The 15,255-nt window shown below is 72.2% G+C and carries 16 protein-coding genes and 1 pseudogene; 7 read left to right on the top strand and 10 right to left on the bottom strand.

Annotated elements, in window-relative coordinates; translation table 11 throughout:
* Window positions 1-36: 36 nt before the first annotated feature.
* Window positions 37-165, bottom strand: coding sequence for a hypothetical protein (locus EFK10_RS51860; RefSeq protein WP_265737469.1), 129 nt, complete (start codon window positions 163-165; stop codon window positions 37-39).
* Between the two features lie 170 nt (window positions 166-335).
* Here EFK10_RS51860 and EFK10_RS04785 point away from each other — a divergent pair, with 170 nt between their 5' ends.
* Complete coding sequence (locus tag EFK10_RS04785; protein WP_127354519.1) at window positions 336-857, top strand: hypothetical protein; 522 nt, start codon at window positions 336-338, stop codon at window positions 855-857.
* Here EFK10_RS04785 and EFK10_RS04790 read toward each other — a convergent pair.
* The gene (locus tag EFK10_RS04790; RefSeq protein WP_127354520.1) at window positions 758-1,969 is read right to left on the bottom strand and encodes an alginate lyase family protein; all 1,212 of its coding nucleotides are present in this window, start codon (window positions 1,967-1,969) and stop codon (window positions 758-760) included. The genes EFK10_RS04785 and EFK10_RS04790 overlap by 100 nt on opposite strands.
* A gap of 101 nt (window positions 1,970-2,070) precedes the next feature.
* On the opposite strand from EFK10_RS04790, the gene EFK10_RS04795 reads away from it, so the two are divergent.
* Window positions 2,071-2,868, top strand: a complete 798-nt coding sequence (locus tag EFK10_RS04795) for a rhomboid family intramembrane serine protease (protein ID WP_127354521.1) — start codon at window positions 2,071-2,073, stop codon at window positions 2,866-2,868.
* 123 nt (window positions 2,869-2,991) lie between these two features.
* Window positions 2,992-3,183: pseudogene (locus EFK10_RS04800) on the top strand (SAM-dependent methyltransferase); the annotation flags it as partial.
* Between the two features lie 87 nt (window positions 3,184-3,270).
* Here EFK10_RS04800 and EFK10_RS04805 read toward each other — a convergent pair.
* From EFK10_RS04805 to EFK10_RS04820, 4 genes are all read right to left on the bottom strand, one after another.
* On the bottom strand, window positions 3,271-4,314 hold the full coding sequence (locus EFK10_RS04805; protein WP_127354523.1) for a LacI family DNA-binding transcriptional regulator: 1,044 nt from the start codon (window positions 4,312-4,314) through the stop codon (window positions 3,271-3,273).
* 103 nt (window positions 4,315-4,417) lie between these two features.
* The gene (locus EFK10_RS04810) at window positions 4,418-5,380 is read right to left on the bottom strand and encodes a polysaccharide deacetylase family protein (RefSeq protein ID WP_127354524.1); all 963 of its coding nucleotides are present in this window, start codon (window positions 5,378-5,380) and stop codon (window positions 4,418-4,420) included.
* Between the two features lie 112 nt (window positions 5,381-5,492).
* Entirely contained in the window at window positions 5,493-5,975 is a 483-nt protein-coding gene (locus EFK10_RS04815; protein WP_127354525.1) for a DUF456 domain-containing protein, read from the bottom strand.
* 54 nt (window positions 5,976-6,029) lie between these two features.
* The gene (locus tag EFK10_RS04820; RefSeq protein WP_127354526.1) at window positions 6,030-7,052 is read right to left on the bottom strand and encodes a helix-turn-helix domain-containing protein; all 1,023 of its coding nucleotides are present in this window, start codon (window positions 7,050-7,052) and stop codon (window positions 6,030-6,032) included.
* A 212-nt stretch (window positions 7,053-7,264) separates the two neighbouring features.
* Here EFK10_RS04820 and EFK10_RS04825 point away from each other — a divergent pair, with 212 nt between their 5' ends.
* Entirely contained in the window at window positions 7,265-8,620 is a 1,356-nt protein-coding gene (locus tag EFK10_RS04825) for a protein phosphatase 2C domain-containing protein (protein WP_127354527.1), read from the top strand.
* Window positions 8,621-8,686: 66 nt separating this feature from the next.
* Window positions 8,687-10,099, top strand: a complete 1,413-nt coding sequence (locus EFK10_RS04830; RefSeq protein WP_127354528.1) for a glycoside hydrolase family 47 protein — start codon at window positions 8,687-8,689, stop codon at window positions 10,097-10,099.
* Window positions 10,100-10,129: 30 nt separating this feature from the next.
* On the opposite strand, the gene EFK10_RS04835 is transcribed toward EFK10_RS04830, so the two are convergent.
* Entirely contained in the window at window positions 10,130-10,600 is a 471-nt protein-coding gene (locus tag EFK10_RS04835; RefSeq protein WP_240676988.1) for an OsmC family protein, read from the bottom strand.
* Between the two features lie 195 nt (window positions 10,601-10,795).
* On the opposite strand from EFK10_RS04835, the gene EFK10_RS04840 reads away from it, so the two are divergent.
* Complete coding sequence (locus EFK10_RS04840) at window positions 10,796-11,257, top strand: ATP-binding protein (RefSeq protein ID WP_127354530.1); 462 nt, start codon at window positions 10,796-10,798, stop codon at window positions 11,255-11,257.
* Window positions 11,258-11,356: 99 nt separating this feature from the next.
* Here EFK10_RS04840 and EFK10_RS04845 read toward each other — a convergent pair whose 3' ends face one another.
* Window positions 11,357-12,412 carry a DUF2637 domain-containing protein gene (locus EFK10_RS04845; RefSeq protein ID WP_127354531.1) on the bottom strand — a complete coding sequence of 352 codons (1,056 nt, stop codon included), beginning with the start codon at window positions 12,410-12,412 and terminating at the stop codon, window positions 11,357-11,359.
* A 185-nt stretch (window positions 12,413-12,597) separates the two neighbouring features.
* Complete coding sequence (locus tag EFK10_RS04850) at window positions 12,598-13,428, bottom strand: (2Fe-2S)-binding protein (protein ID WP_127354532.1); 831 nt, start codon at window positions 13,426-13,428, stop codon at window positions 12,598-12,600.
* 188 nt (window positions 13,429-13,616) lie between these two features.
* Here EFK10_RS04850 and EFK10_RS04855 point away from each other — a divergent pair, with 188 nt between their 5' ends.
* Entirely contained in the window at window positions 13,617-14,399 is a 783-nt protein-coding gene (locus EFK10_RS04855) for a GntR family transcriptional regulator (protein WP_407647003.1), read from the top strand.
* On the opposite strand, the gene EFK10_RS04860 is transcribed toward EFK10_RS04855, so the two are convergent.
* Window positions 14,386-15,159 carry a hypothetical protein gene (locus EFK10_RS04860; protein WP_127354533.1) on the bottom strand — a complete coding sequence of 258 codons (774 nt, stop codon included), beginning with the start codon at window positions 15,157-15,159 and terminating at the stop codon, window positions 14,386-14,388. The two genes, EFK10_RS04855 and EFK10_RS04860, sit on opposite strands and share 14 nt — an antisense overlap.
* Window positions 15,160-15,255: the final 96 nt, after the last annotated feature.

Genomic DNA, 15,255 nt, shown 5'->3' on the forward strand with positions numbered 1-15,255 from the left:
ACGGTCTACCGCCCGGGTGGCCGCCGAATCAGGCGGTCACCCGGCGCCGTTGCGGTCGTGGCGCCGCCGGAAGGGAAGGGGGCTGCCCTCGTGCCAGAAGGTGTAGACGACGCTGCCGACGCCGAGCGCGACGATCACGAAGCCGAGAATCACTGAATAAACCATGTCCAGCCCTCTCCTTCGGCCCTATGAGCCGTTCACGACGCCTTCACGTTTGACGTCTGACCGTGACCTTCCCGGGGGTGTCCCCTCCCAACCTTCATAGGGGGACATCAGTAATTAACAACTGCCGCAAGGGTTACCCCGCTTACGAGCAAGGGGCCCGCTACCTAGCGTTGAGGCCGTTCCCCCCACCACTTTCTGGAGGACGTCTTGACGTCTCGTATGAGACCACTCGCAGGACTGCTGGCCGTTTCCCTTCCTCCGGCTGGTCGATCTACACCCAGGGCGCCTGGTACGAGTTCGGCGGCACCAGCGCCGCCGCGCCCAACTGGGCGGCCTTCACCGCGGTCCTGGACGACAAGGCCGCCGCCACCGGCGGTTACGACCTCGGCTACGCCAACTCGACCATCTACGCGCTGGCGACCTCCTCCAGCTACAGCTCGGCCTTCCACGACGCCACCAGTGGCAGCAACGGCGGTTACAGCGCCGCCACCGGCTACGACAAGGTGACCGGCTGGGCTCCTACAACGGCGCGAACTTCATCGCCGCCGTCATCTAAGGCTCGACCGCACCACCACGGACAACCCTGGCCGGGTCACCTGCCGGGGTTGTCCGCGTGCGTCAACGTCTCCCACGCCACGAACAGATTGTCGGTCCCGGCCGGCCGCTGCCGCGCCGTGAAGAGCAGCGTCTGAGGCATCTTCATGTGCAGCCGGTGCCGCAGATCGTTCACGGCCACCTCCGTCACCGCTCCGAGCCCCAGCTCCACATGCCCGCCGCACAGCCACCCCGGCACCCTCGCGCCCAACTCGTACCGGGCATGGAACTCCAGCGCGGCCCGCACCCGCTCATGGATCTCGCCCCACAGGTCCACGCCCTGGTGGTGGGCGGTCTCCGCGACATGCGCCGTCGCCGCCAGCGCATACCCCACATGCCGGAAGTTGCGGCAGGTCTCCTGCGCGATCCCGTCCGGGTACCGCCGCTGCCCGAACCAGTACGTCGCGACCTGGTCCGGCGTCGTGATCGAACTGCCCGCCGGGGCCGGCGGCAGCGGCCCGTCCGAGGCCAGGTGGAAGTAGGCCCGCACCCGGTCGCGGAAGCGGCCCACGGCCTCGTCGAAGGCGTGCCGGTCGTCGAGGAAGACCGCGATGCCGGTGGCCGCGTCCTCCATCGTCAGGTCCCAGTTGCCGTTGTAGTCCGGGGCACCGCTCGAGACCTTGGGCAGATAGACGTTGCGCAGCATGTCCGAGAAGCGCTGCACCCCACTGTGCGGCCAGCCGCCGTGGGCCTTGTACGTCCGCCGGATGATCTCCGCCGCCCGCGCCCACGAGGCGCCGGCCCAGGCTGCCTGAATTCCCGCGTCGCCCTCGGTGTGGTCGCGTACGGTCCCCGACCAGGCGTCCATGACGCGGATCGCGGTGTCGGCGTACGTACGGTCCCGGGTGACGTACCAGAGCAGCGCCTGCGTATAGGCGGCGAGTGCGTCCTCACGTTCTTCGACGCAGCCGGCGCTGGGCCCGTTGTCCCCGGGGCAGATGACCACGTTGCGGGCGTGGGGCGTGTAGCCGTGGGCTCCGTAGCGGCTGGTGCGCATCGCCGCGAAGGCCGAGGCCCAGGGCTGTTGCCCGGCGCGGACGCGTCGCCGGACGGTGTCGAGCTGAGTGCGGCTGACCAGGACGCCCGGGTGGTGGAAGCCGGGCGCGGCTATGGAGTGCGCGGCGGCCGGGGCAGTGGTCAGCCCGGGTATGAGCAGCAGGGGTATGACGAGCACAGCGCCGGCAAGACGATTGACGCGCGGTCCGCGCATGAGCACCTCCGAGGCACGAGTTCGCCTTCGCAGCGTCGCCCGGCGGACTGTTCCTCCGCAGAATCTGATAGGCCGTTCAGGGCCGGGGTAGGAATGGCCGTGTGGTGATTCCCGTACACGACCTGAACCCGGTGCGCCGTACACCGTGGATCACGTACGCCCTCATCGCCATCAACGTGGTGGTCTTCCTGCGCACCCCGGGCGTGGCCTCCATCACCGGTGGCGCCTCCCTCGACACCCTCTGCCACCAGCAGGCATTCGTCGAACACTGGGGCGCCGTCCCCCGCGAGCTGATCGAGAGCCGGATGCCCCGCCTGGTGCCCACCGGCGGCGTGGGGGTCGGCGCGGGCGGACCCGGCTGCCTGCTGGGGCCGCCCGGATACAGCAAGTCACCCGTGCTGTCGGTCCTGACCGCGATGTTCGTCCACAGCAGCTGGACCCACCTGCTCGGCAACATGCTCTTCCTGCTGATCTTCGGCAACAACATTGAGGACCGCCTCGGCCGCCTCCGCTACCTGCTCTTCTACCTGGTCTGCGGTTACGCCGCCGCGTACGGCTTCGCCATCGCCGACCCCTCGTCCACGGTGCCCCTCATCGGCGCCTCCGGTGCCATCGCCGGCGTCCTGGGCGCCTACCTGGTGATCTTCCCCCGGGTCCCGGTCTGGGGCCTGGTCCCCTTCCTCTTCTTCCTCCCCCTGCGATTGCCCGCCTGGGTGGTGCTCGGCTTCTGGTTCGTCCTCCAGGCCTTCTACTCCGCCGGCTACGGCACCTCCGCGGCGGGCACGGTCGCGTATCTGGCCCACATCGTCGGCTTCGTCCTGGGCGCCCTGCTGGCCATCCCCCTGAGGGCGGGCACACCCGCGCCGCCCACGGTCGGGCCAGCCCGCCGCGCGCGATGACGTCCGCGTACCAGCGGGCGCCAACGGTCTTCGCCGGATGGGTGGCTGGGGTTGGTCGCACGGCGTGCGCTCGCGCCGATAATCGCTGTCCGTGGCGCCGGGCCCTCGCTAGCGTCCTGGCGTATGACCGACACCGATCTCCCGCCCCGGCTCAGCCGGCTCACCTTCCATGGGCCGCTGTCCGAGGCGCGGGCCGCGCGCGCCGTTGACAGGCTCATCCGGACCAAGCCCGCCACCCTGCTCGACATCGGCTGCGGCTGGGGCGAGTTGATGCTCCGTATCCTTGAGGCCCTGCCCGGCGCCTCGGGTCTCGGTGCCGGGCGGAAGGGCGGGCGGAGAGCTCTGTCATGCCCGCAAGGGTGACGGGGGCCCGGGCCCGCGACATGAGTACCGTTACTCAATTCACGCGGACGTACGCCTCACCACTTGGGTCGGCATGACCACCGACGACAGGGGGCGCGGGTCTCCCTCCGCAGGGCGTTCGAGGCCGCGCAACAGGAGGCGGACCATGAGGCGGCCCATGCCCTTGATGTCCTGGCGGATGGTGGTGAGCGGGGGGTCGGCCGCTTCGGCGACGGAGGCCATGTCGTCGAAGCCGACCACCGCGACGTCGTCCGGGACGCGGCGGCCGTGCTCGCGGAGGACGCGCAGGGCGCCGGTGGCCATGAGGTCGGAGGCGACGAAGACGGCGTCGAGGTCGGGGGCGCGGCCGAGGAGTTCGGCCATGGCGCGCTCGCCGCCGACGGCGGAGAAATCGCCCTCGACGATGAGGCGGGGGTCGGTGTCCGGGAGGAGGTCGTGGTAGCCGTTGAGGCGGTCGACGGAGGCGGTCTGGTCGAGCGGGCCGGTGATGGTGGCGATGCGGCTCCGGCCGAGGGAGATCAGGTGGCGTACGGCGTCGCGGGCGCCGCCGCGGTTGTCCGAGTCGACGTAGAGGATGCTGCGGTCGCCCTCCGCGCCCGACCAGCCGGGGCGGCCGCCGAAGACGGTGGGGAGGCCGATGCGGCGGATGATGCCGGGCAGCGGGTCGTCCGCGTGAAGGGAAAAGACCAGGGCGCCGTCGACGTGGCCGCCGCCGAGGTAGCGGCCGACGCGGTCGTAGTCCTCCGTGCCCTCGACGAGGAGCAGGACCAACTGGGAGTCTTGGGCGGTGAGTTCGCGGCTGATGCCGAGGAGCTGTTGGGCGAAGAAGGGGTCGGAGAAGACCCGGGTCTCGGGCTCGGCGACGATGACGGCGACGGCGTCGTTCCGGCGCGTGACCAGGGTGCGGGCGGCCTGGTTCGGTACGTAGCCGAGTTCGGCGACGGCCTGCCGTACGCGCTCGACGAGCGGCGCGCGCACGCCCGCGCCGCCGTTGACCACGCGGGAGGCGGTTGCCCGCGAGACGCCGGCTCGCTCGGCGACGGCTTCGAGGGTGGGGCGCGGCGCGGCATGGCGGTCGGTCAAGGCGGGCTCCGTTCTCCGGTACGGGAACAGCGTAGCCGGTGAGCGAGAGAGCGCTCTCTCGCTCTGGCGTCTGCGCCGCCTACCGGTCACCGCGCGCGGAGCCTCACCGCACCGGGAAGCCGAAACCGTACCCCTGCTGCTTCAGCCACGGCAGCACCTTGCGCAGCGCGGCGACGGTCTCGCTGCGGTCGCCGCCGCCGTCGTGGAAGAGAATGGTGGGGCCGTTGGAGATCTCGTCCTTGACGGTGGCGACCATCGCCGCCGTGCCGGGGCGCTCGAAGTCCTTGGAGTCCACGTTCCAGCCGAGCGGCCGCATGCCGTGGGCGGCGGCGAACTGGCGGCTGAAGGGGGTGAACGCGCCACCGGGGGCACGGTAGTAGAGCGGCTTCACCCCGCCGGAGGCCTGCTCGATCATCTGCTCGGCGTCGAGTATTTCCTCGGACTGGTACGCGGTCGACCTGGCGCCCATGGTCGTGTCGTGCGAGACCGTGTGGTCGCAGAGCCGGTGCCCGGCGGCGACGACCTGCCGCACGATCTCCGGGTGGGCGGCGGCCTGCGGGCCGATCATGCAGAAGACGGCCTTTACGCCGTTCTCCTTGAGGACTTGAAGGATCCGCGGGGTCCAGACCGGGTCGGGGCCGTCGTCGATGGTGATGTTGACCGCGTGCTCGCCCTCGTCGGAGGAGTGCGCGATGTCCATGTTCACCCGGGGGGCGGGCAGTTTCGGGTCGGGAATCGAGGTCTGGCCGGGGATCAGCGGCACGTTGGCGGTCCTCCCAGGCATGGCGGCGGCGGAATTCCCGGCCCTGGCAGTAGCGCCGGGGGCGTCGGCCGGGTCGGTGGCGGTGGGCTTGGCGGGCGCGGTGGTCGGGGCGGTGGGATCGGCCGAGCGCCCGGCCGTGGTCCTGGTCGTCGCCTTGGCGTACGGCGTCGCGGCCGTGGCCCGTCCCCCGCCGCCGGCCTGTGCCGTCCAGATCGACGTCAGTGCCGCCGCCCCCGCGACGCCGACGGCGGCAGCCGCTATCGCCACGCGTTCGCGGTTCCCCCGTATGCCGTTACGTGCCATGGTGCTGTGCTCCCGTTGCCTTGCCGTGTGCGCTGGTGTCGCGCATGTGAGGACGTCAGCGGGAGTTGGGTGGATCCCACTGTTACGGACCGCGGACAAACGCGTCGGCGGGTCACCCCGCGATGACCGCGCTCAGCCACGCACCCGCCACGAGCAGGCATGCGAACAGCTCGATCAGAATCCCGAGTCCGATCGCCCGCATCGCGGTCCGCGTCGACACCCAAGCCCCGCCATGGCTGCCGAGCCGCACCCGCTCGAAGACGTACAGCCCGACCACGAAACCGAGGAGCGCGCCGACGACCGGCACCACGAAGAAGCCGCCGACGGCCGCCGCCCACGCCACGAACAGGGCACGCCACGACACGCCGGCGGCCCGTATGGAACGGGTCGGCAGCAGCCACTTCAGGACGAGATTGAGCAGCAGCACCCCCGTTGTCGCCGCCAGGATGCCCCACGACAGCGTGGTGTGTTGGTTGGTCGCCCACCACAGCACGGCGGCCCAGCACAGCAGGGGCCCCGGTACTCCCGGCACGAGCACTCCCAGCAGGCCGAGCAGCATCACGGCGCCGACCAGGCACAGCTGTGCGGTCCCCATGAGCCCACTGTGCCGGAAGGCGGCCGGCCATGCCCCCTGGTTTTTTACCTGCCGTCACCAGGCCCTGTCCGGGCGATCGTGAATGCCGTCGCGCGCGACCCAGCCACGCTCGTACACATGCCAGCCCAACTGCAGCCGGGTGCTGACCTCGGCGATTTCCATGAGCCGCTTCACGCGCCGCTGCACGGTGCGCAGTCCCAGGTCGAGTTGCTTGGCGACGCTCGCGTCCGTCAGCCCCGCCAGCAGCAGCGACAGGATCTGCAGGTCGACGCCGTCCGGCCCGCCCGGACCCTCCTCCTCCAGGACCCCGACCGCGTCGAGGCGCAGCGGCAGGGCCTGGCGCCACACCGCCTCGAACAGGCCCATCAAGGACTCCAGCAGGCCGCTCGCGTGCACGATGAGCGCGGCCGGCCCGGCGGTGTTGCGGGCCAGCGGCACCATCGCCAGCGAGCGGTCGGCGACGACCAGCTTTGTCGGCACCCGGTCGATCACCCGCACCTGCTCGTCGCGGCCCAGCGCGGCGGCCAGCTCGGCCAGCCCCACCTCCCCGCTGACGACCTCGCGCTCGACGACCACGCGGTACGTGACGCCGCGCCGGACGGCCTGCTCCTCGGCGACGTTCTCCACGCCGGTCACGGCCACCGGTTTGCCGGTGACCAGAGCGCAGACCTCCTTCTCCGCCGCCAGTTGCAGCTGCGCGAAGCGGTTGGCGACCGCGGTCGCGCCGCTCACCACCTCCACCAGGTCATGGACCATCGACTCCTCCGCCTCGGCCCGGAACTCCTGGGCGAGCAGGGCGGCCGCGAGCTCTGCCTGTTCGAGGCCGTGCCGCTGCTGGGTCAGCAGCGCGCCGAGCGCCACCGCCGGAGGAGCCGCCACCCAGCGTCCCGAGTGGCCGGACGAGGCGGACGACTGGGCGACCAGCCCCCGGCGTTCGAGCTGCCGAAGCGCCCGTACGGTGCCCTCCTCGGGCAGGCCCAGCCGGTGTGCGAGGTCGGTGACCTCGGCCGCGCCGAGCCCCACCAGGACGCGGTAGGCCGACTCCTGGTCCTCGTCCAGTCCAATGGCGCCGAGCACGGGCACCCCTTCCGGAGCGTATTCCGATACGGAGTGGCGGAAATGAGCCATGGCGCAATCCCGCCGCGCACATCATCGCTGTTCGAACCCATGTCCTGGCAAGGTGTCGCTAGCAGTTCGCCCGACGAGCGGCCCGCGGAGGGGGCCGGCCGACCGTCGGGCCATTGGTGTTTTCTGGTTTCCTGCGGCGTGTCCCGGTGGACAATAAGGGCATGAGTCAGCAGGGGGAAACGGACCACCGTCAAGAGGACGAGTGGTGGCGGCAGTTGTATGGGGAAGCGGTCCCGGCGGTCCCGGGCCCCCGCGACCCGGACGGCAGCGACACGGTCGACGACCGGTACGCCTCCGCGCTCGACGCCCTCGGCGGCGCCGAGCCCGACGTGCAGCCCGATGTCCCGTCCGAGGCGCTGTCCGCCCCTGCGTCCGACGCTCCGCCCGCAGTCCCGCCCGGTGTGCCGTCCGCAGTCCCGTCCGAACCGCCGCGTGCGCGGGTGCCCGAGCTCCGGCCCTGGGAGTACCAGGGCGCCCCCGCCGCGCCCACGACCTCCGGTGACGGGCGGATAACGCTGCCTCAGGCGCCCCCGCCCGCGCTTCCCCCCGGGTGGGCGCCGGCCGACCCCGGGCCCGGGGCCGCGCCCCGGGCCGCACCCGCGGCCGAGCCTGAGATCGGCCCCGAGATCGAGGTCGGGTACGTCGGCGACGGACCGCCGACGTACGAAGCCGAGCCGACCGCCTGGCCCGTGGCGGATCCGGCGAACCTCGACGACCTCGTACCGGACACCGTGCTCGACGGCGCGCGATACGGGGTGCTGACCGTACGCATCGCCTCCGTACGTGGGGACTCGGCGCGCTACCGGGGCGAGCCGAGGCGCGACTCGCTGCTCGCCGCCCGCTTCGGCACCGGCGACGACGCGCTGCTGCTGCTCGCCGTGGCCAGCGGACCACGGGCCGCCGAGGCCGCACACCGGGCGGCGCAGGACGCCTGCCGCTGGATCGCCGGAGCGGTGGGCCGCAGCCACGCCCGGCTGGCGGAGGACATCCGGGCGGCGAGGCGCGGCTCGCTCAAGTCCGGGCTGCACCGGCTCACCGACCGCTGCTACGGGCGGCTGCGCGCCCGGGGCGAGGACCTCGGGCTCGACCCCGCCGAGTACAGCGTGGCCCTGCGCTGCCTGCTGCTGCCCGCCGACCCGGAGTGCCGGACCCGGCTCTTCTTCGGCGCGGGCGACGGCGGGCTCTTCCGGATCCGCGACGGCGAGTGGCAGGACCTGGACGCGCGGCGGCCCGACGAGACCGCCGCCGACCCCGAGCCCCAGGACAGCATCCCCGGCGCCGAGCCGGCCATACGCTTCCGCTTCCGCGCGTCCGTGGCGCAGCCCGGCGACACCTTGCTGCTCTGCAGCGGAGGCCTGGCCGAGCCTCTGCGGGGCGAACCGGGCCTGGCCGCGCACCTGACCCGGCGGTGGGGCTCCGGGGAGGCGCCGGGGCTGGCGGCTTTCCTCGGCGACGCCCAGACCCGGGTCAAGGGCTACGCGGACGACCGTACGGCGGTCGCCGTGTGGGAGAGGTAGGGAGGCGAAGTCCAACCGGGAGCCGCTGTCCCGTAACGCCCCGGAGGGGTGAGGGGTTTGCCGGGTATGACGAAACACTCGCGCCCCGGCGGACTCACCCGGCGCAGGCTCCTGGGCGGGCTGGCGACGACGCTCACCCCCGCGGCAGCCCTGGCCGGCACCGCCTCCGCGTCCCCGGCGGCCCCGGATCCGTACGCCGCCCTCGGCGCGGACGTGGTCACCGAATTCCGCACCGCCTGGGACTCCTACCGCCGGCTCGCCTGGGGACGGGACGAGCTGCGGCCGCTCAGCGGCAGCGGGTCCGACTTCTTCATCCCTGGCGGCACCCTCGGCCTGACGATCATCGAGGCGCTGGACACCCTCTATCTGATGGAGCTCGACAGCGAGCTCAGCGCGGCCGTCGACTGGGTCAAGAACGACCTCCGCCTCGACCAGCGGGCCCCCGTCCAGGTCTTCGAGGCCATCATCCGGCTCGTGGGCGGACTGCTCTCCGGCTACGCCGCCACCAAGGACTCCGCCCTCCTGGCCCGCGCCGGCGAACTCGCCGACCGCCTGCTGCCCGCCTTCCAGCGCTCGGCGACCGGGGCGCCCTACCGGTACGTCAACCTGGCCACCGGCGAGGTGCACGGCGCCGAGGTACCGCTGGCGGAGGTCGGCACCTGCATCGCCGAGTTCGGCGAGCTGTCCCGGCTGACGGGCAACCGCACGTACTTCGACGCGGCGAAGAAGGCGCTGCGGGCCGTCTGCGAGCGCCGCTCGCCGCTGGATCTGGTCGGCACGACCATCAACGTCGAGACAGGCGCATGGGTCGGCACGACCGCCACCCTCGACCCACCCGTCGACTCCTTCTACGAGTATCTGTGGGACGGCTGGACCCTCTTCGGGGACAAGGACCTGCGCACCTGGTACGACACGCTCACCGCCGCCGTTTTCGAGCGGCTGGCCGACCGGCGCAACGGGCGCCTGTGGTTCCGGCAGGCCGACATGACCACCGGGCGGATCACGGGGCACGCCCAGTCCGAGCTCACCGCCTTCTACGCGGGACTGCTCGCCCAGAGCGGCCGGCCGGCGGACGGCGAGCGCTATCACGACGCGTGGACGGCGGCGCTCGGGACGTTCCGGCTGCCCCCGGAGTACCTGGACTACCGCGCGATGCGGGCGCTCAACCCCGCCTATCCGCTGCGGCCCGAGTACGTCGACTCCTGTCTCTTCCTGTGGCTGACGACGGGCAAGGACCTCTACCGCTCGCGGGCGCGGGAGCTCTACGCGAGGCAGAAGCGCTACTGCAAGGTGGCGCGCGGCTACACGGTGGTGGACGACGTGACGGCCAGTCCGATGCGGCTCGGTGACCTCACGCCGGGCTACTGGTACAGCGAGAACATGAAGTACTACTACCTGCTCTTCGCGAAGGCGTCGCGCTTCGACTACCGGAACAACTACCTGAGTACGGAGGGAAATGTGCTGCGCGGCCTCAAGTAGTGGCCTGAGGCAGCGGCTGAGGTAACGGCCTCAGCCGGCGACCGTGACGACGGGTTCGTGCCGCACCGGGAAGTTAACCGAGTTGGCGATGAAGCAGGTGCGGTGGGCCTCCTCGTGGAGCTTGACGGCGGCGTCGGCCATCCCGGAGGAGGCGACCTCCACACGCGGGTGGAGGACGACCTCGGTGAAGTGGCCGCCGCCGTCCGGGGTCTGGGTCATCGAGCCCTGGGCGTGGTCGGTGTAGGAGGTGACCACGACGCCGGCGACCGCGCAGGCGTGCAGGTAGGCCAGCAGGTGGCACTGGGAGAGGGCGGCCAGGAGCAGCTGTTCGGGGTTCCAGCGGGACGGGTCGCCGCGGAAGGCGGGGTCGGAGCTGCCGGCGATGGGCGGGACGCCGACCGCGGTGACCTCGTGGGCGCGGTCGTAGGCGCGGTAACCACTGGTGCCGCTGCCACGGTTGCCCGTCCAGGTGACGGTGGTGGCGTACGTGTGCGTGATCACGGCTGCTCCTTGTCGTGGACGCCGGACCCGGCGCGGGCGCCGCAGGTGTCCAGGGCGTGCTGCTGCATGCAACCCACCGTATTTGCTGAGTGCACTGCAGGTAAGCATCGAGAGGACTGGACCTTCCCGTCGATGGGCATGCATTGCGCGAGGATGTTCGATGGAGGTACGACGAACGCGGCCGGAGCGGAGCCGATGGAACGTCATACTGCGGAGTCGAGTGCTGAGGGGGGTTGGTGGGCCGAAGTGGCCGCCCAGGGACGGCAGTTGCGGAGATTGCTCCAGCACGCCGATCTACCCGCGGTGGCCGAGGCACGCAAGCTGCTGCGCGAGGCCCTGCGCGGCTGGGGCGTACCGGGACTGGCCGACACCGCCGAACTCCTCACCAGCGAATTGGTCACCAACGCCCTCCAGCACACCGACCACGGCGCCGTCCTGACGGCGACTCTGTCTCCAGGCGTCGCGCCCCGAAGCCGCCGACTGCGCGTCGAGGTACGCGACTTCGTCGCCCGGCACCCCCGGCTGCGGGCCCCTGGCGACCAGGTCACTTCGGGGCGGGGGCTGTTGCTGGTGCACGCGCTGGCGGACGCGTGGGGCGTGCATCCGGAGGGGACCGGCAAAGTGGTGTGGTTCGAGCTGAGCATCGACACGGCGTGAGCAGACACGGCGTGAGCCCCGGCGCCTTGCGGTCGCCGGGCTCACGGTCTGCTGCTCAATGAACTGAATGTGCTGAACGGTTTCTGCGGGGCCGGCCCGTCAGCCGTACTGGCGCTCGAGGTCCGCCAGCTTGCGCTCCAGCGAGTCCAGCTTCGGCAGCGTCATCGTGTCGTCCTCGGCGGTGAGGTCGATGGCGCTGGTGCTGGGGCGCGGCGTCTCACCGCGTACCGGCGACAGGGCCGGACGGGAGCGCACGGGGAGTTCGGGGGCTTCCGGCGCGGCTTCTATGGCAGGCTCCGCGCTGGCCTGGCTGCCGGCGGAGGACCCGCTCGGCAGCTCGACCTGGCGCCCACCGCCGCCACGGTTCCACACGCGGTGCTGACGGCTTATGGCCTTCACCCGGGCCCGCTCCAGCCGCTCGTGGTCCCGGCGGCGTATGGCGTCCTGCTCCTTGCGGACCTTGTCCTCGCGGACCTCCTCGACCGCCTCGTCCAGGGTGCGCACGTTCTCGAGCAGCATCAGCGACCAGGCGCTGTACGTCTCGCGGGGCGCCCGCAGCCAGCGGACCATGCGGATCTGCGGCAACGGCCGCGGGACGAGACCCTGCTCGCGCAGCGCGGCCCGGCGGGTCTGCTTCAGAGCCCGGTCGAAGAGGACGGCCGCGGACATCGACATGCCGGCGAAGAACTCCGGCGCGCCCGCGTGGCCGCCACCGCGCGGCGCGTGCACCCAGTTGAACCAGGCCGCCGCGCCGGCGAACAGCCAGACCAGCATGCGGGAGCCGAGCGCCGCGTCACCGTGGCTGGCCTCGCGCACCGCGAGCACCGAGCAGAACATGGCCGCGCCGTCCAGGCCGAACGGGACCAGGTACTCCCAGCCACCGGTCAGACCGAGGTTCTGCTGACCGAAGCCGACCAGTCCGTGGAAGGACAGTGCGGCGGCGACCGAGGCACAGGCGAAGAGCAGGATGTACGAGGCGCTGCCGTAGATGGCTTCCTTCTTGCGGCGCCGGTCCTCCGACCGCTCCCAGGAGTCCGCCTCGCTGTCCTGCTGGGTCTTGCGGTTGCGCAGGAAGAAGACCGCCACGGCGGCGGCGACCGCCAGGCCCACGGCGCCCGAGAGCGTCCAGTCCAGCGATATGTCTGTAAGTCTCATCGTGCGTTTCCTAGCGTCGGTCGCTTACCGTCGCGCTCGGGCCGCGAGACGGCGTTCGCGCGACATCTTGGCGAACGCCTCGGGCGCGTGAAGCGGTTTCGGGACAAGAGAACGCCAACGGAGGGGTTGGCTGGTTCGAGGCGGACAGAATATACGAACTGAGGTGCCGGAATCGCACAGTTGCGTTAGCTGTGTGTGAGTTTTGCGGAAAGCCGATTCACACGGTCCGACTCACAGGTCCTCGGGCAGGTCACGCAAGTCTCCGCGCCAGGAAGGGTGTAGACGAGGCAACAGGAAATCCGGTCACGCGTGCGCAGCACGGCGCCGCGCGCTCCCGCGAGGTCCCGGAAGCCCGCGCCACCCGCGTATGGCTGCGTGTGTCCCGGTAGCAGCAGGCCGAGTTCGGCCACCGCGCGGTCCTCCTCGCCGAGCAAGTGCCCTATGTACCACAGGCCTTCGATGATCTCGTCGGTCGCCATACCCCACAACGCACGCCGGCCGCGCCGGGTGCGGGAGCGGAAGCCGTCCAGGACGGGGGCGAGATGCTCGGCGACGGCGGCCCGCAGTTCGGCCCGCAGCGCCTCGGGGGTCGGGACGGTCGTGGCGTCGGGAAGGGCGGCGGCCGGGTCGCCCGGCAGGCAGGCGAAGCCGCGCGGACGGACCGTCATACGGCCCTCGGTGCGGTGGAAGGACACGTCGTCGGCCGTGAGGCGGGGGATGCGGCGGTGCAGGAACCACGGGACGGTGAACAGCAGGCAGGCCGGCCAGGCGTAGCGGTGCAGTCCGAAGCTCGCGACGACGTCGGGGCGGGCTCGGCGGCCGTAATCGCCGATGATCTGGGCGTCGTCCCAGGCGAGGAAGGCGTCCAGTGCCGGGCCACCGTCGGCCAGTTCGCGTGCGGTGACCCAGCCTTCGTCCGTCCCGGGCGCCTCCTCGCTGACGCGCAGGCCCGGGAAGACCGCGCCGAGGCGTTCGTAGGCGCCGGTCAGCGGGGAGACGGGGGCGGCAAGGTGCATGGGGATCGTCCACGGGAGGGCTCGGGGGGCGGGCTCGGGGAATGCTCAGGCAAGGCTCGGGGAACGAGGTAAGGCTTACCTTATCCGTTAGTGTCGAGGGTTACCCTCTCGGAGCTGCTCCATTGGAGTGGTCCAATAGAGACAGCGCGCGCCAATGCCGCCGCGCGCCCCTGCACGAAGGAGCCCCAGTGGAGTACGGTCCCCGCGCCGCCTCGCGCCCCGACCTGGGCCCGGCCCTGCCGCCGGGCCGGGCCGAGCAGGTACGGGGCGAGCACCCGCACGCCGAGCAGGGGGTCGCCGTACCCCGCCCGCGCCGGATGCCCGAGCGGCATTCCGTACGCGACCAGGTCCTCGCTGCCCTGCGCAGCGCCCTGGTCACCGGCGAGCTGGAGCCCGGCGGGGTCTACTCCGCCCCGGCCCTCGCCGAGCGCTTCGGGGTGTCCGCCACCCCGGTACGCGAGGCGATGCAGCTGCTGGCCCGTGAGGGCGCCGTCGAGGCCATGCCCAACCGTGGCTTCCGGGTCGCCGAGCGCAGCGCCCGCGAGCGCGCCGAGCTGGCCGAGGTCCGGGCCCTCCTCGAAGTCCCGGTCGTCGTCCGCCTCGCCCGCACCCTCCCCGCCGAGCGCTGGGAGGCCCTGCGCCCCTACGCCGAGGCCACCGTCGCCGCCGCAGCGCTCGGCGACCGGGCCGCCTACGCCGAGGCCGACCGCGCCTTCCACCGGGCCATGCTCGAACTCTCCGGCAACCGCCAGCTGGTGGCCGTCGCCGACGAACTGCACCGCCGCGCCCAGTGGCCGGTCGCCGCCGCCAGGCGCGGACACGCCACCACGCCGTCCGGCCGGCGGACCGGCACCGTCTCCGCCGAGCTGGCGGCCGACGCCGGCGAGCACGCCGTACTGCTCGAAGCGCTCGTCGCCGGCGACGTCGCCACAGCCGAGTCCCTGGTACGGGAGCACTTCACCGGCCGTTGACGCCCAGCTCGTCCGCCAGCCAGACCGGTACGCCGCCCAGCAGCCGGAGCAGGCGGCACGCCTCCGCGCGCAGCCGGACCGCCTCCGGCTCCGGCTCGACCGTGGCGAGGGACACCAGGGCGGGGGCGGCACCGATGAGGTAGCCGAGCTCGGTGCGGATCCGGAGGGATTCGGTGAAGCCGCGGTGGGCCTCCGCCAGGTCGCCGTCACGGGCGGCCAGTCCGGCTAGATGCCGCCAGGTGAACGAGGTCAGCAGCGTGTCGCCGTGCGCGACCGCACCCGAGTGGGCGCGACGGTACGCGGCCCGGGCGGCCACCCGATCACCGGCGAGGTTCTCGGCGACCAGGCCGCGCCGGAAGTCCAGCAGAGGCCGCCCCGGGGCGCCCGGGGTGAGCAGCGCCGCGCTGCGGCCGAGCGCCGCGCTGGCCTCGTCGGCGCGGTCGTGGACCGCGAACTGCGTTGCCAGGTAGGCGAGATGGCCGCGCTCGCAGGCCGCCTCGCCGCGCTCGTCGTCGGTACGGGCCAGGGCTTCGGCCGTCCGCAGCGCGTCCTCGGCCTCCGGCCAGCCGTCGAGGGTGAACAGACACTGCTCGGCGAGCAGCCCGGCCCGTTCCAGGGCGGGGCCGAAGGCGGTCAGTGCGTATGGCGCGAGCAGCGTCGCGGCCTCCGTCCAGCAGCCGCGGGCCCGCAGCCGCCAGACATGGGGCACGGAGCCGCCCGCCGTCGGGTTCGGTTCGGAATCCACCTCTGCGTCCGACATGGCGGTGTCCGCCACATGCCCTCCCAAGCGCGTCATCGAGCCGGTGCCGGAAGTTCAGCACGGCACGGGGTGCCACGCCAAGGGGTCGGCGGTGGG

Origin of the sequence: Streptomyces soli, assembly GCF_003999195.1 — a bacterium.
Taxonomy (GTDB): domain Bacteria; phylum Actinomycetota; class Actinomycetes; order Streptomycetales; family Streptomycetaceae; genus Actinacidiphila; species Actinacidiphila soli.